The organism is Mucilaginibacter sp. SG564 (genome assembly GCF_013149275.1).
Taxonomy (GTDB): domain Bacteria; phylum Bacteroidota; class Bacteroidia; order Sphingobacteriales; family Sphingobacteriaceae; genus Mucilaginibacter.
The window spans coordinates 103,784-126,599 of the sequence record NZ_JABGNA010000014.1 but is presented as its reverse complement, the minus strand read 5'-3'; the positions used below and the strand labels follow the sequence as shown (position 1 = coordinate 126,599).

Annotated in this window: 19 protein-coding genes; 10 read left to right on the top strand and 9 right to left on the bottom strand. The window is 40.6% G+C overall.

The genetic code is table 11. The annotated features are described in order from the left end of the window. Window positions 1-9: 9 nt before the first annotated feature. Complete coding sequence (locus tag FHW89_RS25170) at window positions 10-297, bottom strand: putative quinol monooxygenase (protein WP_172337816.1); 288 nt, start codon at window positions 295-297, stop codon at window positions 10-12. Continuing rightward, window positions 269-907, bottom strand: coding sequence for an NAD(P)H-dependent oxidoreductase (locus FHW89_RS25165; protein ID WP_172337815.1), 639 nt, complete (start codon window positions 905-907; stop codon window positions 269-271). The genes FHW89_RS25170 and FHW89_RS25165 overlap by 29 nt, the downstream gene beginning before the upstream one ends. Before the next feature lie 102 nt (window positions 908-1,009). Between FHW89_RS25165 and FHW89_RS25160 the strand changes: the two genes are divergently transcribed. Beyond that, a complete protein-coding gene (locus FHW89_RS25160) occupies window positions 1,010-1,906 on the top strand; it encodes a LysR family transcriptional regulator (RefSeq protein WP_172337814.1) in 897 nt (298 codons plus the stop codon). 404 nt (window positions 1,907-2,310) lie between these two features. Here FHW89_RS25160 and FHW89_RS25155 read toward each other — a convergent pair whose 3' ends face one another. Together FHW89_RS25155 and FHW89_RS25150 are read right to left on the bottom strand one after the other, a co-directional pair. Then, a complete protein-coding gene (locus FHW89_RS25155) occupies window positions 2,311-3,795 on the bottom strand; it encodes an aldehyde dehydrogenase (NADP(+)) (RefSeq protein WP_172337813.1) in 1,485 nt (494 codons plus the stop codon). A 165-nt stretch (window positions 3,796-3,960) separates the two neighbouring features. Further along, window positions 3,961-4,827, bottom strand: coding sequence for a glycosyltransferase family 2 protein (locus tag FHW89_RS25150; protein ID WP_172337812.1), 867 nt, complete (start codon window positions 4,825-4,827; stop codon window positions 3,961-3,963). Window positions 4,828-4,889: 62 nt separating this feature from the next. Between FHW89_RS25150 and FHW89_RS25145 the strand changes: the two genes are divergently transcribed. Both FHW89_RS25145 and FHW89_RS25140 read left to right on the top strand, forming a co-directional pair. Beyond that, the gene (locus tag FHW89_RS25145) at window positions 4,890-5,684 is read left to right on the top strand and encodes a glycosyltransferase (RefSeq protein ID WP_172337811.1); all 795 of its coding nucleotides are present in this window, start codon (window positions 4,890-4,892) and stop codon (window positions 5,682-5,684) included. Between the two features lie 510 nt (window positions 5,685-6,194). Beyond that, the gene (locus tag FHW89_RS25140; RefSeq protein WP_172337810.1) at window positions 6,195-6,524 is read left to right on the top strand and encodes a hypothetical protein; all 330 of its coding nucleotides are present in this window, start codon (window positions 6,195-6,197) and stop codon (window positions 6,522-6,524) included. A gap of 121 nt (window positions 6,525-6,645) precedes the next feature. Here FHW89_RS25140 and FHW89_RS25135 read toward each other — a convergent pair whose 3' ends face one another. Further along, window positions 6,646-7,374 (bottom strand): GntR family transcriptional regulator, encoded by a 729-nt coding sequence (locus FHW89_RS25135; protein ID WP_172337809.1) that lies wholly within the window; start codon window positions 7,372-7,374, stop codon window positions 6,646-6,648. A gap of 354 nt (window positions 7,375-7,728) precedes the next feature. On the opposite strand from FHW89_RS25135, the gene FHW89_RS25130 reads away from it, so the two are divergent. The 4 genes from FHW89_RS25130 (at window position 7,729) to FHW89_RS25115 (ending at window position 14,155) form a co-directional block, all read left to right on the top strand. Next, window positions 7,729-9,465, top strand: a complete 1,737-nt coding sequence (locus tag FHW89_RS25130; protein WP_253952317.1) for a class I mannose-6-phosphate isomerase — start codon at window positions 7,729-7,731, stop codon at window positions 9,463-9,465. Beyond that, entirely contained in the window at window positions 9,462-10,898 is a 1,437-nt protein-coding gene (locus FHW89_RS25125) for a sugar porter family MFS transporter (RefSeq protein WP_172337807.1), read from the top strand. Before FHW89_RS25130 ends, FHW89_RS25125 begins: the two co-directional genes overlap by 4 nt. Before the next feature lie 156 nt (window positions 10,899-11,054). Further along, entirely contained in the window at window positions 11,055-11,969 is a 915-nt protein-coding gene (locus tag FHW89_RS25120; RefSeq protein ID WP_172337806.1) for an NAD(P)/FAD-dependent oxidoreductase, read from the top strand. A gap of 17 nt (window positions 11,970-11,986) precedes the next feature. Next, window positions 11,987-14,155, top strand: a complete 2,169-nt coding sequence (locus tag FHW89_RS25115; RefSeq protein WP_172337805.1) for a S46 family peptidase — start codon at window positions 11,987-11,989, stop codon at window positions 14,153-14,155. A gap of 53 nt (window positions 14,156-14,208) precedes the next feature. On the opposite strand, the gene lgt is transcribed toward FHW89_RS25115, so the two are convergent. Next, the gene (lgt, locus tag FHW89_RS25110; protein WP_172337804.1) at window positions 14,209-15,072 is read right to left on the bottom strand and encodes a prolipoprotein diacylglyceryl transferase; all 864 of its coding nucleotides are present in this window, start codon (window positions 15,070-15,072) and stop codon (window positions 14,209-14,211) included. After that, a complete protein-coding gene (locus FHW89_RS25105) occupies window positions 15,051-16,028 on the bottom strand; it encodes a GTP-binding protein (protein ID WP_172337803.1) in 978 nt (325 codons plus the stop codon). Before FHW89_RS25105 ends, lgt begins: the two co-directional genes overlap by 22 nt. A gap of 283 nt (window positions 16,029-16,311) precedes the next feature. Here FHW89_RS25105 and FHW89_RS25100 point away from each other — a divergent pair, with 283 nt between their 5' ends. After that, window positions 16,312-16,989 carry an RNA polymerase sigma factor gene (locus FHW89_RS25100; RefSeq protein WP_172337802.1) on the top strand — a complete coding sequence of 226 codons (678 nt, stop codon included), beginning with the start codon at window positions 16,312-16,314 and terminating at the stop codon, window positions 16,987-16,989. A gap of 17 nt (window positions 16,990-17,006) precedes the next feature. Here FHW89_RS25100 and FHW89_RS25095 read toward each other — a convergent pair whose 3' ends face one another. Together FHW89_RS25095 and FHW89_RS25090 are read right to left on the bottom strand one after the other, a co-directional pair. After that, the gene (locus FHW89_RS25095) at window positions 17,007-17,513 is read right to left on the bottom strand and encodes a GNAT family N-acetyltransferase (protein WP_172337801.1); all 507 of its coding nucleotides are present in this window, start codon (window positions 17,511-17,513) and stop codon (window positions 17,007-17,009) included. A 5-nt stretch (window positions 17,514-17,518) separates the two neighbouring features. Continuing rightward, window positions 17,519-17,962 carry a MarR family winged helix-turn-helix transcriptional regulator gene (locus FHW89_RS25090; protein WP_172337800.1) on the bottom strand — a complete coding sequence of 148 codons (444 nt, stop codon included), beginning with the start codon at window positions 17,960-17,962 and terminating at the stop codon, window positions 17,519-17,521. 161 nt (window positions 17,963-18,123) lie between these two features. On the opposite strand from FHW89_RS25090, the gene FHW89_RS25085 reads away from it, so the two are divergent. Together FHW89_RS25085 and FHW89_RS25080 are read left to right on the top strand one after the other, a co-directional pair. Next, a complete protein-coding gene (locus tag FHW89_RS25085) occupies window positions 18,124-19,143 on the top strand; it encodes a FecR family protein (protein WP_172337799.1) in 1,020 nt (339 codons plus the stop codon). A gap of 252 nt (window positions 19,144-19,395) precedes the next feature. Next, window positions 19,396-22,815: a TonB-dependent receptor gene (locus FHW89_RS25080; RefSeq protein WP_216650691.1), complete on the top strand. Its 3,420-nt coding sequence runs from the start codon at window positions 19,396-19,398 to the stop codon at window positions 22,813-22,815. Window position 22,816: the final 1 nt, after the last annotated feature.

Sequence of the window (22,816 nt, the reverse complement as noted above, 5' to 3'; positions counted from 1 at the left end):
TGCCGGTTATTATTTTACCGGCTGTGTTTTGTAAATAATGATATCGCCATTGCGCAAATGGGCAGTGTTGTTAATAAATTGCTGGATGTGCGGCTGTGTATTGTGCAGATCCAGTCCGGCTGCATCGGCCCATTCTTCGTGGAAGATGAAAGTGTTCTCATCATCGGCCTGGTGCAGATCATACTGCAGGCAGGCGGCTTCCTGGGTAGAATGGCTTACCAGTTCCAGTAAATGCTTTTTTAGCGCTTCGGCCTGGCCGGGTTTGCTTTTAATTAGCGCAGTTAAGTAAATGCTCATGTTGTTCTGTTTTTGAATTGGTGATGAAATTTTCGGTCAGGTGATCGATATACATAGGCAGGTCGCGCTCAATATTGGCATTTTTTTCAACATCGTGAAAATGCAGGCTTTTTATAGGCGTCATCCCGGTGAAGGCATTCATGCGGTGAAAACCGAAGAGTACACCGTCATCCACGCTGGTTTCGTTAAAAAATTCATTGGGCAGAGTAAAAGCCTCGCGCGGGGCGTTCCATGATGAAGTTAACATGTACTGCCTGCCGTGCAGCATACCGCCTGTGCCGTAATTGATGGCCGGATTGGCTGATGAACGGCCATCACTGTGGTAAATGCCTTTGGCATGACCTTCGGTAAACACCACATCGATATATTGTTTTAGTGCATGCGGCACCTGGAACCACCAGATAGGAATATGGTAGATCACCACATCGGCCCAAACGTATTTTTCAACTTCTTCGGCCGGATCGTAATTATCATTAACATCGGTATATTTTACCTCATAACCTGGCTGGTTGCTGAAAAATTCAACAGTGGCATCGCTTATGGTTTTGTTGAATTGACCGCCGGAATGACCAAATTTTTGTCCTCCGTTTATTACAAATATTTTTTTCATGTTCTTATCTTAAATTTTGATAAGACAAAATTAGGGCGGATTTATCTACTATTGAAATAATTTAAATCATACATTTGTATCATAATTATAATAGTATAGGTTATGGTAAATTTAGAGTGGTACCGAACTTTTAAAGCGATATATGAAACAGGCACGCTTACCGGCGCGGCCGAAGCACTGTATGTATCGCAGCCAGGTGTGAGTTTGCACCTTGGTTCGTTAGAGGCGTATGTGGGTTATAAACTGTTTGATCGCACGTCAAGAAAAATGGTTTCGACTGAGCGGGGGAAGATCCTGTATAACTATATCCAGGAAGCACTGGAGAAACTGGAGTCGGCAGAGAAACATTTCCATCGCAGTACCGAAAAGGATACGCCTACTATCAGTATAGGGATGTGCTTCGAGACTTTCCAGATTACGCTGGAACCTTACCTGGCTACGTTGCCTTTTAACGTGATCATTAAGTTTGGCGAATACCCGCAGATGCTGGCCGATCTGGATAACGGCATTCTCGACCTGATCATCACCCCGGAAAAAGGCAGTAATAAAAGCATTGAATACACTCCTTTTTCAAAGGAAACCATTGTGCTGGTTGCCGGGAAAAATATTGACTGTGGTGAGTTTGACAGATTGCTGGCGCTGGATGATATGACCGGTTTAGAGGAATGGCTTAGTGCGCAACGCTGGTATGGCACCACCGGCGATATGGAACACTGGCTGCGTTTTTGGTATAACAACTTTAACAAGCGTCCTAATTTTAAGCCCAATTTTATTGTGCCGAATTTAAATTCGATAGTGAGATGTCTGAGCAGCGGAACAGGCCTGGCGGTGATCCCCGATTTTTTATGTAAACAGGAGTTAGAGGCCGGTGATGTAAAATTGATATGGGAAGGCCGCAAAAAGGTAGAGAACACGCTGTATTTTTCTATGCGTAAGAAAACCATCTATGCCAAGGAGATAGAGCGTATCAAGGAGATTTTTATAAAGGAAATGGCGTAAGATAAGATAGGGGTGCGCATGCAATGCGTCTCTGGTAGCTTATAAAAAGCATGTCATTTCGAACGAGGAACCAGGAGAAATCTTTTACGCTGTATAGGCTAATCGTAAAAAATTTCTCCTCAGGCCTCTGTTTTATCCATCGCTGTTCGTTCGAAATGACATTTTGAGAAAATGGGCTAATCAAGCTCTGTCAGCAGTCGCCTGGCTCCAGTTTACAAGTATTGGGAAGATCAAAATATTATGAAATTGATTCATGTAAACCCAACTAATTATGGGTTAACATGAAAACGCCAATAATCGTGTAGAATTATAATTAATTTGTTGATTGTAAATTAGTTATATAAATGTTAACCATGAAAAGTGTAAACCATGTAAACCCACTTTTTTAACAAAATAGAGGAGTTTTATTTCTTCCACACATTATCCACCATACGCCAAATACCCAACGGATTGGCATTCTGCAAAGCTTGCGGCAGCTGGCTATCGGGCCAGTTTTGGTAACACACCGGGCGAACCCAGCGTTTTACCGCGTTAATACCCACGGCTGTAAAGCGGCTATCCGTGGTGGCAGGCGAAGGACCTCCATGTACCATACTGGCGCAAACTTCAACACCCGTAGGTACGCCATTAAACAATATCCGGCCTGCGATGGATGGCAGCAGATCGATCAGCTCGGGATGATCGGTCAGGTCCTTTTCGGTACCCATGATAGTGGTAGTAAGCTGGCCCGATACCGATTTTAAAACGGCTATCAGTTCCTGCTCGTCGCGGCAACTTACCAGGAGCGAATAGGGACCGAAAACTTCCTCGTGCAGTAAAGGATTCTGTAAAAACGTTTCGCCGCTTACTTTGGCAATAATGGGCAATGCTTCTATATCATGTGCTGTAGCTTCGGCCTGTTCAACCAGGCTTACTCCGTCTTGTTTAAGTGCCGCATTGCTTTTCTTTTGGTAGGCGGTATGGATACCGGCGTGCAGCATTTTGGCAGGCTGTACCGCTTTGATGCCAGCGCTTAAATGCTCCAGAAACTCATGCAGGGCCGGGCTCTCAACCGCCAGCATCAGGCCAGGATTAGTGCAGAATTGCCCCATACCTAAGGTTATAGAGCCTGCATATTGCACGGCCAGTTCGGCTGTATTTTTTTGCAGGGCATCCTGTAAAAATATCACCGGGTTAATGCTGCCCATTTCAGAGAATACAGGTATCGGATTTTCTCGTTGTGCCGAGTATTCAAACAAGGCCTTGCCGCCCGCGGTTGAGCCGGTAAAACCCACCGCCGCGGTATGAGGAGCCTGTACCAGCGCCTTGCCACTTTCAAAAGAAGTACCATGGACATGCTGAAAAACATCGGCAGGCATATGGCAAATGGCTATAGCTTTTTTTATGGCCTCATACACCATTTCAGATGTTTCGGCATGGGCCGGATGGGCTTTTACGACCACCGGGCAGCCTCCGGCGAGGGCACTAGCGGTATCGCCTCCGGCTGTAGAGTAGGCAAATGGGAAATTACTGGCTCCAAAAACAACCACCGGCCCCAAGGGGATCAGCATTTTACGGAGATCGGGTTTGGGCAGTGGAGCGCGATCGGGTTGTGCGGTATCAATGGTGGCCTCTATCCAACTGCCTTCGCGCAGCATAGTGGCAAACATGCGCAGTTGACCGGTGGTGCGGGCCCGCTCGCCGGTAAGGCGGCCTATGGGCAAGTTTGTTTCTTCGGATGCTTTTTGCAGCAGTGCATCACCCAGGGCTTCAATTTCCTGGGCTATCGCGTCCAGAAAGGTGCTCTTTTCTTCGATGCTCTTTTTCCTGTAGATTCCGAACGCGGCGTACGATCGCTGCATTACCTGGTTTATTTCTTCGACACTTGCTTCTTTGAATGGGTTAGCCATGACAGATGTTTACAATAATACAGATATGGTCGGCATGTACGCCGCCGGTATTTTAACAAAGATATTTAAACAAGGTTCAATAAAGTTCATCGAAACTATCCTTTAATGTTATGATTTTGGCCTCTTGATGAAAGGAGGGATTGAAGCCCATAGGGGAACTGAATTTTACTTGCTGCTAAGCAGGCTCCACCGGAGCATTTGGAACACTTTTTTTACTTTATAATTAAAGGTAAGTGCATTTTTTTGAAACAGATAAAACAGCAGGTTTTGCCAGGCAAACAGGATGTCAGTTTTATTCATTGCTAAATATAAACAGCAATACACAGAGTCGTCAAGGCATTTTTGATAGGCTGGGGTTTGTTTTACCGCATTACTTTTTGATAAAAATTTGTAGTGATAGCTGTAAAATTTATAATCATAGTTTCGGGAACTAAAACCACTTTCGCCATAGTTGCAAATATTAATATCTATATACCTTGTTTGGTATAATTTACCGGTAAATACTTTTAATGTGAAATGATAATCGGCTGCTATTTTAAATGAGTTATCGTAGATGCCTAACTCGTTAAAAAGGCTTCTTTTGTAAAAACCACTCTGATGATGCAGGCCTTCTGTTAAAACCTTCTCCACCGTATTATAAGCATATTTTGTGTTTGACAATTGGCCGATAACATTGCCATATATCAGGTCGCAGAACTCGTTGTTTAACTGCTGATGTATAATCTGTAATACTCCTTTATCAAACAACATATCATCACCGCCCATAAAATATAGCCAATTGCCTTCAGCTAACCGTATACCCTTGTTCATGGCATCATAAATACCGTTATCTGGCCCAGATAAATATTGAATGGGTAATCTTTTGGCATAATCGCTGATGATAGACGAGGTATCATCTGTAGATAAACCATCAATAATAATTACTTCGTAACTGCCGAACGTTTGATTCAGAATGCTATCTAAAGCAGCCGATAGTGTGGCCGCACTATTGAAAACTGGTATTATAATGGAAAAGAAGGGCTTATCTGGCATAGATTTAATAGCGAACTAATGTATAAAATTATTTACTTTAGTTCGCTATCACCAGCTCAACTATGATCGATAAACTACCTGTTTCCGCCATTATTGTAGGGTATAATGAAGCCCGGTTGCTGGAGCAAGCCTTAAAACCCTTGTCTTTTTGTGATGAGATCTTATATTTTGACCTGGGCTCTGAAGATGACTCGAAAGAAATAGCTTCAGGGTTCGGGGCCAAAGTGATCGACCATCCCCGGGTTGATAGCTGCGAGTGGATACATGCCAAATATTCCAGGTCAACAAAACATGAATGGGTATTGATTACCGACCCGGATGAGGTGTTGAGTGAGGAATTGGTGAATGAAATTCATTATATATTTAATGGTGGAGTGTCGTTGGATAATGTTGGGGCCATTAGTTCACCCTGGATCTTTTACTTTAAAGGAAAAAGGCTTTATGGTACCAATTGGGGAGGTATAAACCGGCGGATATTGTTGGTGAATACTAATCGTTTTGAATTTCGGGAGCTTATCCACCTCGGGCGAAAGGTGAAGGATGGCTATACTACCTATGATATTGCTTTTAAAGGCAAAAACTTTATTCACCATTACTGGATGATAGGTTTCAGGAAACTTTTTGAAAAACACTCACGTTATCTGCGTAACGAAGGTGAGGCTCGTTTTAAAAACGGGATCCGGAGTACACCCCGTGAAATAGTATTGCAACCATTCCGGTCGTTTCGCAACAGTTTTATTTCTGCAAGGGGATATAAAGATGGTTTTACCGGTTTCTTTCTTTCCTGTTTCTGGGCCTGGTATGAAACCAGTGCAAAAATCCGCAATTATACTTATCAGAAACAAACAGGTAACTAACTATGCTTCTTCAGTTATTAGTTTCCTTAACTTATAGTTACAGCAGATGGGCTTTACTATTGCTAATAGCACAGCTAAAGTAAATTTTTTCGGAAAATATACTGATTATGATGGAATACGTGTTAATTTTACACCTGTAAAAACCATTAAGCCGGTATCAGCGTAGTTATACTAAATTGGTTAAAGATTTTCCACTATAAGCGGTTATAGTTTTTGGAAAGCAAGTGTGTTCCGGGGTAAAACCCGGAGCGCATTTTGTTTTTAAGGGGAATAAATTAAACCCCGCGGATGCAATATAATATGCTTACCTTTAAACCATTCCTTTCTACTACTGAAAAAAATTCTTAGGCATTGCCATTTTCTGACACGGTGATAATTAAGTTTTAGCTAATAAAACAATACCAATACCATCATGAAAATGAGCAAGGCAATTATTTACCTTCTTATTGAGAATAGGGTTATTTTACCCTGCATTGCTGGTGTTGCTGTAACAAGCAAAGCAAATAAACAATGATAATAGACAAGCAAGCAATAGAAAAACAAACCCGTATGTATATGTTCGATTTGTTGAATACCGCCAAAGAACATGGTTTTAAAGGAGAAGATAATTGGGAATTAAGTATGGTTACCGATACTGAACGGATAAAAATTCAGAAGGATTATTATCCAACTATTGCGGCCAGGATATTCCCGGAGATATTATTGCAAGTTTTTCATACGATTAAGTCAAGGCTTAATCAGTCAGGTTACCCAGAAGATCATAAAGTAGTAACGCGTACTGTTTTGAATGAAGAATTAACATATCTGGTGGCATTTAACCCTAAGCGGCCTCGCACCTAGTAGAATGATAATGTAGCCGGTTTCACCAGATGCAGCAGGTTTAAAAGATAAAGGGATGGATGGTATGGAAATTTAACTTGATGAGTCGGGCATCAAATTAAATGGAATGATGGTCAGGTGGTTACCGTGTGCTTTCAATAGTATATACAAAGCTATCCGCTTTATAGTATCCCAAATTATATTCAATTGGCCGTTCTCCCTGATCAAAAACAAATCTTTTTCTAAATAACACAGGGCTGCCAACGGCTACCCGCAATTTTTCGGCAATAAAAGTATTAGCTGATTTTGCGCTGATCTCCTCTTTTGATAAAGTGGCTATAACGGAATGGTCCTGTTCCAACATTTCGTATAAGGGTCTCTTAAAATCTTCATCGCCAGTAAGACCAACGCGCGGGTGAAAATAGGAGGCAAAATAAACAAAGGGCTCATCAGTACGACCTCTAACCCGTTCCATTTTTAATATTTTGCGATCAGTTTTTATTTCAAAAAATTTTGCCAGCGCTTCATCTGGGAATACCCAGGTAACGTGCAATTCAAAATTCTTGATAGGGATTCCTCTTAATGCCATTTCCTGCGAAAAGCTCAACCAGTTGTTTGATTTTGAGCTTACCGCTGCCTGGGCTACTTTAGTGCCGAATCTTTTTTTGCGCACTAATAATCCTTCAAAAACCAGTTTGTTGATAGCTTGTCTTAAGGTTGTACGTGATATGGCCAGTTTTTTGGCAAGATCCACTTCATTTGGCAAAAGTTTACCTTCCTGGTACTCTTCCTCTGCTATCAAAGTTCTTAAAAGAGCTTCAGCCTGTACGTGTAAAGGAATAGGGCTTTTATGATCTATAGCGTATTTCATTTATTAGCGTAAATTACAATAATAACCATTTTATTCAACAAGTTTATTTGTTGCTACATAAAGACGGGCCGAAACTGTTTTTAGTATTCGGCGGCTATTATTTTCAAGTATAAAAATAAATTAATTAGAAATTACTTCTATAATCAATTTATTTATATGTTTGTACATAATAAATGGTAAGCCCACTGATTATTAATAATTTTTATGAAAAAGCTCTTTTAGGTTTTTTTGTTGACATAAACTAATATGTATGTACATTATTACAAATAAATGAATAGCAATTCCAGCCATCCAAATACACTCGTTCCAAAGAAGACTATATACAAAGAGTTTCGAAAAACCTCACAATTTTTGATGCCTGTAAGGTTAGTTGCTAAGGACATTGCACAGGATGAGTATGATGTTTATCCGATATGTTCATTAGAAGCAGGTAAAGTTTTTAATGGATATCATTCATTAGCCAGGTATATCATCAAAAAAAGAACAGTGATCATCGATGGTTACGTCGGCGTATTTTGGAATACAATAAAAACAGCCTTAAATGAATATTTTACAGAAAATGGTTTAACCGTTAATTGGGTTGAAACTTCAACGTATTTAAAGCCACAACAGGAAATTGCGACTTTAATTGAACCATTTTTAGGTACCCCCGAGGCTGTTTGGGGAACCAAATGTACTCTGTTGCTTCATGATCTGTATCAGTTGGATAACTTTACGGGACAATTACCCAATAAGGCCACGGATATTAATATTATGATAGGTTCTGGAGCTGCGTTGAGTGGTTGGGATGCCCCCGTGATTTATGTTGACCTTCCAAAGAACGAATTACAATTCAGGATGCGGGCGGGTGCCATAACTAATTTAGGCGCATACGAAGTTAGCGAGCCTTTTTCAATGTATAAACGCTTTTACTTTGTTGATTGGGTTTTGCTAAACAACCATAAAAAACAAATACTTAGTAAAATAAGCGTTATAGCCGATGGCCAATGGCCCGAGGATATTAACTGGATATACAAAGCCGATCTTGCAGATGGTCTGAACCGTCTCAGCCAATCTGTTATCAGAGTTAGGCCATGGTTTGAACCCGGCGCCTGGGGTGGGCATTGGATACGCGAACGTATTAAAAATATCAATAAGGATGTAGTAAACTATGCCTGGTCTTTTGAATTGATTGTGCCGGAGAATGGCCTGGTGTTTGAAAGTGACGGTTATTTGCTCGAAGTATCTTTTGATTTCCTGATGTTCAATAATCAGCAAGAGGTGTTAGGTATTCACGCGCAAAAATTCGGCGACGAGTTCCCTATCCGGTTTGATTTTCTGGATACATATGATGGCGGCAATTTATCTATCCAATGCCATCCTTCATTAAAGTATATACAGGATAATTTTGGTGAAACCATAACCCAGGACGAGACTTATTACATATTGGATTGTAAGGATAAAGCCCAGGTTTACCTTGGTTTTCAGGACAGCATTCAGCCTGCAGAATTCAGATCGGTGCTGGAAGCCAGTCAATGCGATAACAATGAAGTGGAGATCACCAATTATGTTCAGGCCCATACAGCAAAAAAACATGACCTGTTCCTGATCCCGAACGGTACCGTTCATAGCGCCGGAGCCAATAACCTGGTACTCGAGATCAGCGCTACACCGTATATATTCACATTCAAGATGTACGATTGGCTTAGGCTTGATCTTGATGGTAACCCGCGCCCGATTAATATTGAGCATGCCTTTAACAACCTCAATTTTGAGCGTAAAGGTGAAAAAGTACAGGCAGAACTTATTTCTAAACAAGAAATTATCGGGCAAGGCGCAGACTGGGAACTGGTACATGTACCAACCCATCAGGAGCATTTTTACGATGTACACCGAATAGAATTTGATAAAGATATTACCGTTGAAACCCATAATCAATGTCATGTAATGATGCTGGTTGAAGGATCTGCCATTACCATAAAAACAGCCAACGGGACAGAACAAACTTTTGCTTACGCCGAAACCTTTGTAGTTCCGGCAGCTGCGGAATCATATACATTAACTAACCTGGGTAAAAGCCGTGCAAAAGTTATTAAAGCCTTTTTAAAATGAGCAAAGTGATTGTTTCTGAAAATAATACGGTCGAAAGATCAAGCAAGATTTATCTTTATCTGGTATGCCTTGTGGCTGCTCTTGGCGGATTTTTATTTGGTTTCGATACGGCGGTAATTTCGGGGACGATAAGCCTTGTTAAGCATGATTTTAACTTGAACGCGGTTAGCGAAGGCTGGTTTGTAAGTTGCGCGCTATTAGGTTGTATCATGGGCGTTAGTCTTTCAGGTAAATTGAGCGATAAATATGGCCGCAAGATCGTACTGATCATTTCTGCAATGCTTTTCCTGGCATCGGCTTTGGGTTGCATGTTATCAAATTCATTTACTACCTTAATTGTGTTTAGGCTAATCGGTGGTTTAGGCATTGGTGTAGCCTCGATGGTGTCACCACTATATATTTCTGAGTTTTCACCATCGCGGTTGCGGGGGATGATGGTTTCATTGTATCAGCTTGCCTTAACCATTGGTATTGTGCTCGCTTACTTTTCAAATGCTTATCTGGCCCGCCACACAACCGATGCATTTAATAGTGCGGATATCAACAAAATATTTTCGGCTGAGGTTTGGCGCGGTATGCTGGGCATCGGGGCATTGCCCGCTGGTATATTTCTGATCTGTTTGTTTTTTGTGCCCGAATCACCACGGTGGTTGTTGTTAAAAGGTCAGGAACAAAAAGCAAAAGAGGTGCTCATAAAAATTGATGGTATCGAGGCTGCTGAGAAGGAAATGGATGCTTTCAAAGCACTGGATAAGCATAATGAAGATGGTTCTATTAAAGAATTATTCACCCCGGTTTATCGCCGGGCCTTGTGGGTTGGTTTATTGCTGCCTTTCCTTTCACAGGTATGTGGTATAAATGCGGTTATTTATTATGGCCCCAGGATTCTGGAGCAGGCTGGTTTTACGTTAAACAGCGCGCTTGGTGGCCAGGTAACTATTGGCCTGGTGAATGTGATATTTACTTTTGTAGCCATTTTTACCATTGATAAATGGGGGCGGCGGCCTTTATTGTTCGCCGGTATTGGTGGGGCGGTTATTTCATTGCTTGTTATAGGCGCCTTGTTCGCCCTCGGGGAAACAACCGGGCCATGGATACTAATCTTTATACTAACATTTATATCTTGTTTCGCATTCTCTTTCGGCCCGGTTTGCTGGGTGGTTGTTGGCGAAATATTTCCTAATGCCATCAGGGGTAAGGCGATGGCTTTGGCCACACTATCATTGTGGGTAGGAAATTTTTTGGTAGGGCAGCTAACACCTCTTATGTTAGAAGCCCTGGGATCATCCTGGACATTTTGGCTATTCGCGCTCTGTTGCTCACCGGCCCTTTGGCTTACTTTTAAACTTATCCCGGAAACCAAGGGCCGTTCATTAGAGAGTATCGAAGCTTATTGGAAGCAAGTTTATAACCAGGGCAAATCAGGTAATTAATACCATTCATTTTTTCATATTTAATAAATACGCTAACGCTTAAAAGTCTGGCTATTTCTATTATTTATTATTTCTTTATAACAACATAAATGCAATAAAGTTGCATTTATGTTTATTCTTCATTAACTTTCATCCCGGAATAATAAGATGAAAGTGATGAATAGTATTGAAACAGATTTTGAAGTGATAATTATCGGGGGTAGTTACGCGGGGTTGTCTGCGGCCACCTCTTTGGGCCGGACTCTTCGCAAGGTCTTAGTGATCGACTCTGGTAAACCCTGCAACCAGCAAACCCCACATTCACATAACTTTTTAACCCGTGACGGGGAAACTCCTGCAGCTATCACCCAAATAGCCCTCGAACAACTTATGATGTATGATACAGTTAAACTAATTGCCGATACAGCAATAGAAGCTACCATAAAAGAAGTTGGTTTTCGCATACAAACGTCGTGGGGTAAAAGATATCTTGCCGAAAAACTGCTTTTTGCAACAGGCGTAAAAGATACTATGCCGGATATCCCCGGTTTTGCTGAATGCTGGGGGATTTCTGTAATACATTGTCCGTATTGTCATGGCTACGAAGTACGCCAGCAAGCAACAGGGATTTTAGGGAATGGGGACATCGCTTATGAATATGCTAAACTCATCAATAATTGGACAAAAGATATCACCTTGTTTACAAACGGTGTATCAACATTGGGTATGGAACAGGTTATACAATTGAGGGCCCGCAATATTAATATAGAAGAAACCAGGATCAGGGAGATTGTACATGAAAATGGCCGACTCAAAGGCATAGCCCTGGAAAACGATGAGCTTTATCACTTAAATGCTTTGTATAATCGTCCGGCTTTTGTACAACATTGCGATCTGCCTATAAAACTGGGCTGCGACCTCACAGATGCGGGTTATATTAATGTTGATAGTTTTGGTCGAACCAATATATCTGGAGTTTATGCGGCAGGTGATAACACTACTCCAATGCGTGCTGTATCGATGTCGGTTGCTTTGGGGGCAGCGGTTGGTGCATTTATTAATAAGGATTTGATAGACAATAGCTATATTTAAAATTTTAGACCAATTGTATGAATAGACTTAAATTAATGATTGTTGTGATGGTGCTTCCGCTGATTTTAGTGGATGTGGTCAAAGCGGATGAGGGGATGTGGATACCTATGCTAATAGGTAAAAATTATGACCAGATGAAAAAACAGGGTTTTAAACTAACTCCTGAAGATCTGTACAATATTAACAAAGCCAGTATAAAAGATGCCATTGTTTCATTGGGTGGCGGTTTTTGCACCGGCGAAGTGGTATCCAACAAAGGTTTGGTTTTTACTAACCATCATTGTGGTTATGAGGCTATATCTGCCAATTCAACACCGCAAAACGATATCCTGGACAACGGCTTTTATGCTAAAAATTACACCGAAGAAAAGCCTATACCTGGGTTATTTGTACAGTTTTTGGTACAGATGGAAGATGTAACTCCGCAAATAACGGCCGCTTTACAAGGTGCTACAGAGGCTAATCGTGCAGCAAAACTCGAAGAGGTTAAAAACCAACTCATTGTTGACGCCACCCGAAATACTGGTTATGAAGGTGCTATAAACGATTTCTACGATGGAAACCAATATTTTTTGTACCTGTATGAAACCTATAACGATGTCCGTTTGGTAGGAGCCCCGCCTCAATCAATAGGTAAATTTGGTGGCGATACCGACAATTGGGAATGGCCAAGACATACCGGAGATTTTTCCATTTTCAGAATTTACAGCGGCAAAGATGGTAAGCCGGCTGCTTATTCGGCAGATAATGTGCCGTTGGTGCCCAAGAAATTCCTGCCGGTATCTATCAAAGGTGTTAAGAATGGCGATTTTGCCATGGTTTATGGATATCCCGGCCATACAGATAGGTTTTTAACTTCAAATGGTGTTCGGTTAGCTACCGAAGAGACCAATCCAGTAATTGTAAAATTACGTGATATCCGCCTCAAAGCCTGGAAAGAGGAGATGAATAAGAGTGTGGATACCCGCCTTAAGCTATCATCAAAATATGCCGAAATAGCCAATTATTGGAAGTACTTTATTGGTCAAACTGAACAGTTGAAACAACTGGATATTTATGACCAAAAGCTAAAAGAAGAGGCTGAGTTTACAAAATGGGCTGCTGATAAACCAGCCTATGCTGGTTTAATGGATAGCTATAAAAAAATGTATGCCGCCTATGAGCCATATGCCATACATCGTACCTTTGTAGAAGAGGGTTTGTTAGCTCCCGGCTTTGTTTATAATACGCTGGTTACCTATAATATCTTAAAAGGTCTTGATGCCCGTAAGGATGATGCCAAAGCTGTAGAAGACCTTAAAAAGGACCTGAAGGAAGTGAACGATGGCTATGTGAGCAACTATAATGAAATTGCTGATAAAAAGATCTTTGCGCAGATCATGACCACTTATTATGCCGGTGTTCCGAAAGAACAACATCCACAGTTTATTGAGGACATTGTTAAGAAATACAAGGGAGCTACCGTTGAAGAATCATTTACAAAATTCGCTAATGAGCTCTGGAGCAAGAGTGTTGTGATTAACCCGGATAAATTTAAGGCGTTTATGCAAAATCCATCTATCGAAGTGTTAGGTAACGATCTGGCTTATCAATACGCCAGTCAGGTAAGTCCCCGCACTTATGCCCGTAATACTTTTGGTTCAAAGGTTGGCGATTTTGAGGCGCAGAAAGAAAAGTTGGATAAGCTGTATCTCCAGGCTTTGCTTGAAAAAAATCAAGGTAGGCTTATGTATCCGGATGCCAATTCAACTATGCGTATCAGCTATGGTAATGTGCAGGATTATGCCTCAAAGGATGGCAAACAGTATAATATCACTACTAATTTAGATGAGGTGATGAAAAAGTATAAACCTGGCGATAGTGAATTTGATTTACCAGCCTCATTAATTGATGCTTATAAGAAAAAAGATTTTGGCCAGTATGCTATTGATGGTACGGTACCCGTATGTTTTATCACCAATGATGATATTACAGGCGGAAACTCTGGTTCGCCGGTTATAAATGGTAATGGTGAATTGATTGGTTTAGCGTTTGATGGTAACTGGGAAGCCATGAGTGGGGATATTGCTTTCGACAAAAAATATAAAAGAACTATTTGTGTAGATATTCGCTATGTGTTGTGGTGTATGGATAAATTAGGCCATGCCGATAACCTGATCAGTGAATTGGATATTCATAAAAATTAATATCAATTTAATTAAAAAAGGGTTACTTGTATATACAGGTAACCCTTTTTTGTTTATGCCGTTTTTATTTCATCAGGTATTTTGGTACGCTTTCCGCTTTTAACAATCATTAGGATAATGCCGGCCACAACAAAAGGAATGCTTAATAATTGGCCCATGTTTAATGACATATGAGCTTCAAAGGCTGCCTGGTCTTCCTTAAGCCCTTCTAACAAGAACCTCGCGGTAAATACCAATGTCAAAAATAAACCGAGCAGAAAGCCATTTTTTGATGGCCTATATTTGGCCAGTAAGTTCAAAATAATAAAAATACCAACGTATGCCAAGGCTTCATAAAGCTGCGCCGGATGCCTGGGAATGCCATCATCCCGCACAAAAATGAATGCCCAGTTGAGCTCTGTTGGCCGACCGATAATTTCCGAGTTCATGAGATTGCCCAGTCTGATAAAACACCCGGCCAGTGGAACAACTAAAGCCAGTTGATCCATAACCCACAATAAATTAATATGCTTGTGGTATTGATGATGATAAAGCCATAATGCTATAAATATACCAATGCCACCACCATGGCTGGCCAGTCCCTGATAGCCTGTGATTTTAAAATGAGGCGTGAACTGAAAAGGTAAGATTATCTCTATGAGATGTGAATGGTAGTAATCCCAATCATAAAATATGCAATGCCCCAGCCGGGCGCCAACAAGCGTACCTGTTACTATATAGATAGCAAGCTGCTCAAGCAGGCGCGGGTTAATACAGGCGATCTTAAAGCGATGTTTAATGATCAGATAACTCAGTATAAAGCCACCTAAAAATAAAAAAGAATACCAGCGTAAGGCATAAAAGCCTAAATCAAAAATGTTGGGATCTGGATTCCAGGTAATGTACCCGTATGTATTTAAATGTGTCGGTATAAGCATTGTCTCAACATTTTCTCGAACCCGTTAGGGTTCAGGTTTTTACCAATAAATACAATACGGCTGTTTCTCTCGGCTTCAGTAGTCCAGGTATCCCCGGTTGCAACTGCCAGATCATTCATGACCGATTGTATGATGACTTTTTGTGTTTGGTTGTGAATACTAAAAATACCTTTTACCCGGTAAACATCCTTGGCTTGAAAATTCAGAAAAACGGTTAACCGGTGCGATAGCAGTTGCAGATCAAAAGGTTCGACGAAGTTAAAACTTAATGAAACCAGGTCTTCATGTTGATGGCGTTGCAGTGTAAAGGTGCGGTTGGTGGGTTTGGACGATTTAGCCTCGGCCACAGTTCCGCGTGTTACCTCGTAAATTTGGGTAAAAGGGTAGCAATCACGATAGCCAGACAATACAACAGCCAACGGGTTAATGCCTTTTAAAAGTTTTTCGATATGGGCCAGTTGTTCGATATCTACCATGTCTGTTTTAGTGATGAGTAAAATATCACTAAAGCTGATCTGATTGCGTGCTTCGTCGGTTTCATGTAGTTGCTGCTCAATATTATGGGCGTCTACCAGGCATATCACCCGGTTAAGCTTGTAATAATAAGGTACATTAGCATTGGTAAGAAATGGTGCCGCTACCGATGCGGGATTGGCTATTCCCGTGGTTTCTATCACCAGTTCATCAAATTCTTCGCGTCCTTCCCATAAAACTTCCAGCAGCGAGTAAAAATCTTCATTCAACGTACAGCATAAACACCCATTGCTGAGTTCAAATAGCTTGTCATCCGCGCAGATAACCAATTGGCCATCTATTCCTTCCTGACCAAACTCGTTTTCGATCACGGCCAGTTTTTCGGTGTTTTTGTAGGCTATCAACCCATTCAGAAAAGTGGTTTTACCTGCCCCCAAAAATCCTGTAATTATGGTAACGGGTTTTGGTCGTATGGTGCTCATCTTTCAGTCTGTTTGGTGTGGCAAATGTAGTAATTAAAAGCAATTTTGTTGCTTTTAATTATTGTTAGCTATATAAATAATAATGTAGTTGCAAGTCCGTTTCTATACAGCAAAGTGTTTTAATGACACTTTGTAAACTTTTAATAGCTAAAATGTTACGAGGAGAAATGAAAATTAAACGAAACTATTACAATCCAGGCTTGGTTGGTTGTTATTTTTTTTTCAGTTTTGTTGATTGGTTAATGTTTTAATTACATCCTATTAACCTACTGTTACCTGGTTTATGATTGATTTCACAGAAGAGCTGTCCGAAGAGGAACTGATACGATTGCTGAAGCAAGACAGGCTTGGTGCGTTCCGCGAGATATACTCCCGGTACTGGAAAAAGTTGTTTGATGAGGCATATAAAAGATTAAGAAGCAGGGAGTTGGCCGAGGAAGTTGTGCAAGAACTATTTACTAACCTCTGGACGAAAAGGCAAGTACTCCAGATCAACACTACTATTGGTGCATACTTGCATTCGGCCATAGCTAACCATGTAATTGACATTTATCGGAAAGAATTAGTGCGTTCAAGGTATAAAGAAGCTTTTAAAGTTGTGCATACTGAAGTTGATAATTCAACCGAAGATTCGATCATGTTGAAAGATCTTGTATATACCATTGACGAAGAAATAAGTCACCTGCCAGATAAATGCCGCTCCGTATTTGAACTAAGCCGTAAAGAACATAAAAGCAATAAGGAAATAGCCAGCTATTTAGGCATATCTGAAAAAACGGTGGAACAGCATCTGACAAGGGCCCTCAAGCAGATACGCTTAACCCTAACGCATTACCTGATATTTGTGTTGGTTTTGCAAGCTACGGTTATGTATTCAATCGGTTTTCGTATGCCTCAGATAAACAACCCGTTCATCAATCTTTTTAAATCTATCAGTCCGGGTAGCGTAATCAGGCGTTAATTCCCTCCCTTTTGTATTTAATCTGTCAGAACAAGATCATATCTTAATTCCATAAGAGCTTTGTCAAACGAATGAGAAATTTTTTCTTCAACAAGACGAAATCCATATTTTGTATATAAAGCAATGGCTGGTTGTTGTTCGTTGGTAGTCCACAAGTAGGCTTCTTTATATCCCATCTCTCGCATATAGGCCATGAACTCATCCATTAATTTTTTACCAAGACCTATGCCACGATATTCGGGCAAAAAAATAAAGTACCGTAACTGAACGGTCTCTCCACGATGAAAACCGATAAGGAAACCAATGATTTTGTCATTATGTTCACATATCCAAACCCTGTCTTTTGCCGGATTATAGTGCCGGGCAAATTCTTGTAATCCTTCCAATACATAAACTTCGAAGTTTAAGCCATAGCCCAGCTCTTGTGCATATTGTTTGCCATGTATATAAGCAATATAGCCGAGGTCGCCCGGAAGTAAGCGGGTCCTTAGCTTAATGTCGTTTAATGTTAATGGGGTATCCATCTGGATTAAATTATAGCGGTTTTTGTTAAAATGTTCATAATGGCGTTCATGTGGTTAACTAATTGCTGCTGATCTGAGGCTTTCAAGCCCGTGGTCATTGCGCTGATCTGTTCATCCGAGGCTTTATTAAGGATGTTAAATTCCCTTAATCCCTTTGCGGTTAACGAAATGAACATGGCCCTTGCATCTTGCTCCGACGGTTTTTTAATGATGAGGCCTTCTTTTTCCAATTTTTTTAACAGTCGGCTTAAATAACTCTTGTCAATATGCATAGCCGTCATGATCTGTGATGCCTGCAAATTTTCGCCTACGGATATTTCATAAATGATCCGTGCTTCGGCCAGGGAGTACCTGCTATGTAGTAAATGCCTATCGAGCAGACCAATAATATCGGTATAAAATCGGTTAAAGGCCCGGATGTTAGCTATAGGATTTGTGAATGTAGCCATGAAACAAACATAGATAAATATAGTTGACTTTGTCAACTGTATTTTAAAATTTCTTTTATAAATAAGGTCACCAATGAATTTTTTTAATTTTTTTTTATCCAGACTAAGGGATGTGCCTTTCTCAAACGTCGATGATAGTATAAACCGAATTTTTTCTTTTCATGAAAGAACATCTATCTATTGAATTACTGGAAAGGTATATTAATGGCGAATGCACAGACGCTGAGGCTGCCTTGGTAAAACAATGGTACCAATCATTTGATCATGACGCGGGCTATACTTCGACTCTGAATGCCGCTCAGCAAAAAGTGTTGGAAGAAAAGATATATAACAGTATTCTGGATCATATAGATGCTGTAGATGACGAAGAAATACCAGTAGTAAATAAGAGAAATACCTGGTTATGGATCGGTTCGGTGGCTGCAGTGCTTTTGGTAGCCATAATATTAGGCTTATATCGCAGAGCAAGTAAAGACAACAAAGATACATTTACAGATAACCAGCAGGAAATAGTTGTAATTACCAATAATTCCCACCGTATTTATAAATCAAGACTTCCGGATAGCACAACGGTTTGGTTAAATCCAAATGCGCAGTTAAAATATCCAAAGGTATTTGCAGCATCGGCACGCATGGTATCCATGTCGGGCGAATGCTTTTTTGAGGTTACCAAAAATCCGGCGCGTCCATTTATTATCAGCAGTCATTCTATCATTACCAAAGTATGGGGAACAAGTTTCCGTGTGCGTGATAATGATAAAAGCAGTGAAGCTGATGTGGCAGTTGTAACTGGTAAAGTGTCGGTAAGTATTAAAACCAAACAAAGCATAAATAACACGCAGTTAAATATAGTAAGCGGAGATGTGATGCTTTATCCACATCAAAAGGCGGTGTACTCTGCGCATGATCATACCTTAAAGCCTATCATCAAATCTGATGAAAGGGCGCTTAAAATATGGAATCATGAGAACCTTTTATTTGATAATAAGCTGATGAAAGATATTGTACCGGCACTAAATGCCAGGTATAAAACACACATTATTGTGGTTAACGAAAAATTAAACCATTACATGCTTAACGCCGATTTTACCGGTTTTAACCTGCCCGATGTTTTGGAGGCGCTTAATAAGTCGTTAAGTATTGATTACGAAATAAAAAATAACACCATCGAACTTAAATAAACCAACTATTAACCAAACCCATGATTGAATGAAAGAGAGAACAAAATCCTAAAAATCAGTTATAAATCCAGCCGAACACTGGTAAAATAAAAAAACTTAGAAGTGTTGCGACCACTCCTAAGTTTTAGATGAGCCCAAATCAAGTGACACCATTTTAGATGGTGGAGGGGCGTTAATTGTCTCATTTTTAAAAAGAAACATAACAAATATATGAAATTTCGTTTACGAACTCCTATTCCCTGGTATCAAATCATGAGGATAACATTTATTCAAATTCTGATATCAACCATGTTAAGTGGTATGGCCTACTCAAATACTTTGAGTGCCCAGGGTATACTTGATAAAAAGATAAGTATATCATTAAACAATACCACCCTGGTTGATGTATTGAGTCATTTACAAAAAAATGATAAAATTAAATTTATATACAGCAGTACAGCGATCAATGGCAATCAAAGGGTTTCCGTTAATATGGAAAATGAATCGCTAAAAAACGTACTTGATGAAGTATTAAAAAGTAAGGGCATCAGTTACGAGGTACTTCAGGACAGAATTGTACTGGGTAAAGCTGGCGCGATTACTGAAACAGCTCCGGCTGCCGAAATTGCTCCGGTAAATGCAGTAGCAGATGTTGCTGCAACACCAGTAAGCGGTAAGGTTGTTGACAAAAGTGGAGAGCCCATCATCGGAGCCAGCATTTTAGAAAAGGGCACCACTAACGGGGTATCAACTGATTTGAATGGTAATTTTAAGCTAAACGTGGCCGGCCCTAACGCTATATTGGTAATAGCCTATATTGGTTACAATAACAAGGAGGTAACTGTTGGAAACCAAACCAGTATCACCATAACCCTTGAAGAAAACGTTAAAAACCTGAATGAGGTTGTAGTAGTTGGTTACGGTACTCAAAAGAAAGCTACCGTTACCGGTGCTATCAGCAGCGTTAAAGCAGCCGATATACAAGATCAACAGGTAACTCGCGTTGATGATGCTTTAAGAGGGCGTGTTACAGGTGTAAGCGTTGTACAAAGCTCAGGCCAGCCGGGAGCAGCTCCGCAAATACGTGTGAGGGGTGTTACTTCGAGGCAAAACAGCGATCCGTTATATGTTGTTGACGGTGTTGTTGTTGATGACATAACGTTATTGAATCCAAATGATATTGAATCGATGGAGGTATTAAAGGATGCGTCTGCAGCCATCTACGGTTCACGGTCATCAAATGGTGTTATCCTCATTACTACTAAAAAGGGTAAAAAAGGTGATGCTGTAATTAGCTATAATGGCTATATTGGTTTTCAGGGTCCGGTGAGCAAAGTAAAACTGGCTGATGCTTCACAATACGCTACATTAAGAAACCAGGCACAGATCAATGATGGTAAAGCTCCTATATTCAGCAATCCCGGATCATTAGGTGCAGGTACCAACTGGCAGAATGAGATCTTTAGCAACAATGCTTTGATTCAAAACCACAACTTGAACATCAGTGGTGCTACCGATAAAGCTACCTACTATACTTCTTTTGGCTACCTGGATCAAAAAGGTATTGTAATGCCTGATATTTCTGATTACAAGAAATTTAACTTTACAACCAATACCTCCTATAAAGTAAAAAAATGGTTTACGATAGGAGAAAACTTTACTTATTCTTATAATCGTAATAAAAGTGTAGGTAATACTAATAGTGTATTTGGCGGCCCGCTTAGTTCTGCTTTAAATCTTGACCCGCTTACCCCGGTAACCGTAAGTGACATTAATGCACAACCAAACGCGTCTGTCTATACCAACCAGGCCAACTATATTGTAAGAAATGCCCAAGGCTTACCTTATGGTATATCCAATTACGTATCACAGGAAATCACAAATCCTTTTGCATATGCACAAACCCGTTTAGGTAATTATTCCTATGCTACCAATCTTTTGGGTAATGCATTTGCCGAGATTGAGCCGATTGCAGGTTTAAAGATCCGTACACAGATAGGTGCTAAACAGGCTTATTATGGCCAGGATGGTTTTACACCTCTTTACTATTTAAATTCAAGCACAAGCAATCTTTCAAATACATCCCAGTATCAGGAAAACGACCGGAACCTGACATGGAACTGGGATAACACGGCCACCTATACCCGCTCATTCGGAAAGCATAACCTAAGTGCTTTAGTGGGTACCAGTGCTCAAAAATATTCAGCATCAGTTTTAGGTGGTACATTTATAGGCGAACCCGTAAATTCATTTGCTGACGCTTCTACTGGTTTTGCTTTACCGGCTACTAACAGAATAGCTACCGGTATTGATCCAACTAAAATTCAACCGCATACACTGGCATCTTATTTTGGAAGGGTAACTTATGATTACGATCAGAAATACTTGTTTACTGGTATTATCCGCCGTGACGGATCATCAAGATTTGGTACCAACAATATATACGGTACCTTCCCATCAGCAGAAGCGGGTTATGTAATCACCCGCGAAGATTGGTTCCCTAAAAATACCTTCGTTGACTTTATTAAAGTGCGTGGTTCATACGGTATAGTAGGTAACGAAATGGCCCTGGGCGATTTTGCCTATGCCGCAACTATTGGCAGCGGTCGTAACTATGTATTTGGTAACGATAACCTGATTATAGGTTACAGCCCAAATGCTCCGGCTAACCCGGCCCTGAAATGGGAAGAAACCCGTACTGCCGATCTTGGCTTCGATGCAACGTTATTTAATAACCTGAGCGTAACTTTTGATGTTTACAGAAAGTTAACCAAAGGCATGCTGCAGCAAATACAATTGCCAGCCTATGCCGGTTTTGTTGGCCAGCCTTATGCTAACGTTGGTGACATGGAAAACAAAGGTGTGGAGTTAAGTTTGGGATATACCGGTAATGTGGGTGATTTTAAATATAACTTAGGTGGTAATATCTCCTATAACCACAACGAGGTAACCAGCCTGGGTAACCAGATTAACTACTTTACGGTAGGTACCGTGCAAAGTTCAACCTATGAAATTGGCCGTACAGCCGTAGGCCAGCCGGTTGGGGCGTTCTATGGCTTCCAGGAGCTGGGCGTGTTCCACTCACAAGCAGAAATTAACGCCTATACCAAAAATGGGCAGTTAATTCAGCCTAATGCCAAACCTGGCGATTTTAAATGGGCAGATGTTGATGGTGATGGCAAGATAACGGCAAATGATCGTAAATTCCTGGGTAATCCGTTGCCAACCTTTACTTATGGGGTGAATTTTAACGCCAGCTACAAAAATTTTGACATCAGAATATTTGGCCAGGGTGTTTGGGGTAATAAAATTTACCAGGCTTACCGCAGGTTAGATATTGCTTCGGCTAATTACCCGATAGCGGCCTTAAACGCATGGACACCTGATAATACAGGCAGCAACTATCCACGTTTAACTGATGCCGACCCTAATAATAACTTTAAAAATCCGTCGAACTTTTACCTGCAAAATGGTGCTTACTTCCGCATCAAAACCTTGCAGTTAGGTTACAATTTGCCACAAAGCTGGTTAAAGTCGGCAGATGTTAAAAAGGTTAGGGTATTCCTGAGCAGCAACAACCTGGTAACCATTACTGGTTATAAAGGTTATGATCCTGAAATAAGCGGTGGTATCGATATGGGTATTTATCCTCAGGCACGCACATTTATGGCTGGTTTAGACATTACTTTATAAT

What these genes read in the sequence shown, in the direction of transcription:
- FHW89_RS25170 (WP_172337816.1), bottom strand. Translation starts at nt 297, where the DNA reads ATGAGCATTTACTTAACTGCGCTAATTAAAAGCAAACCCGGCCAGGCC.
- FHW89_RS25165 (WP_172337815.1), bottom strand. Translation starts at nt 907, where the DNA reads ATGAAAAAAATATTTGTAATAAACGGAGGACAAAAATTTGGTCATTCC.
- FHW89_RS25160 (WP_172337814.1), top strand. Translation starts at nt 1,010, where the DNA reads ATGGTAAATTTAGAGTGGTACCGAACTTTTAAAGCGATATATGAAACA.
- FHW89_RS25155 (WP_172337813.1), bottom strand. Translation starts at nt 3,795, where the DNA reads ATGGCTAACCCATTCAAAGAAGCAAGTGTCGAAGAAATAAACCAGGTA.
- FHW89_RS25150 (WP_172337812.1), bottom strand. Translation starts at nt 4,827, where the DNA reads ATGCCAGATAAGCCCTTCTTTTCCATTATAATACCAGTTTTCAATAGT.
- FHW89_RS25145 (WP_172337811.1), top strand. Translation starts at nt 4,890, where the DNA reads ATGATCGATAAACTACCTGTTTCCGCCATTATTGTAGGGTATAATGAA.
- FHW89_RS25140 (WP_172337810.1), top strand. Translation starts at nt 6,195, where the DNA reads ATGATAATAGACAAGCAAGCAATAGAAAAACAAACCCGTATGTATATG.
- FHW89_RS25135 (WP_172337809.1), bottom strand. Translation starts at nt 7,374, where the DNA reads ATGAAATACGCTATAGATCATAAAAGCCCTATTCCTTTACACGTACAG.
- FHW89_RS25130 (WP_253952317.1), top strand. Translation starts at nt 7,729, where the DNA reads ATGCCTGTAAGGTTAGTTGCTAAGGACATTGCACAGGATGAGTATGAT.
- FHW89_RS25125 (WP_172337807.1), top strand. Translation starts at nt 9,462, where the DNA reads ATGAGCAAAGTGATTGTTTCTGAAAATAATACGGTCGAAAGATCAAGC.
- FHW89_RS25120 (WP_172337806.1), top strand. Translation starts at nt 11,055, where the DNA reads ATGAATAGTATTGAAACAGATTTTGAAGTGATAATTATCGGGGGTAGT.
- FHW89_RS25115 (WP_172337805.1), top strand. Translation starts at nt 11,987, where the DNA reads ATGAATAGACTTAAATTAATGATTGTTGTGATGGTGCTTCCGCTGATT.
- lgt (WP_172337804.1), bottom strand. Translation starts at nt 15,072, where the DNA reads ATGCTTATACCGACACATTTAAATACATACGGGTACATTACCTGGAAT.
- FHW89_RS25105 (WP_172337803.1), bottom strand. Translation starts at nt 16,028, where the DNA reads ATGAGCACCATACGACCAAAACCCGTTACCATAATTACAGGATTTTTG.
- FHW89_RS25100 (WP_172337802.1), top strand. Translation starts at nt 16,312, where the DNA reads ATGATTGATTTCACAGAAGAGCTGTCCGAAGAGGAACTGATACGATTG.
- FHW89_RS25095 (WP_172337801.1), bottom strand. Translation starts at nt 17,513, where the DNA reads ATGGATACCCCATTAACATTAAACGACATTAAGCTAAGGACCCGCTTA.
- FHW89_RS25090 (WP_172337800.1), bottom strand. Translation starts at nt 17,962, where the DNA reads ATGGCTACATTCACAAATCCTATAGCTAACATCCGGGCCTTTAACCGA.
- FHW89_RS25085 (WP_172337799.1), top strand. Translation starts at nt 18,124, where the DNA reads ATGAAAGAACATCTATCTATTGAATTACTGGAAAGGTATATTAATGGC.
- FHW89_RS25080 (WP_216650691.1), top strand. Translation starts at nt 19,396, where the DNA reads ATGAGGATAACATTTATTCAAATTCTGATATCAACCATGTTAAGTGGT.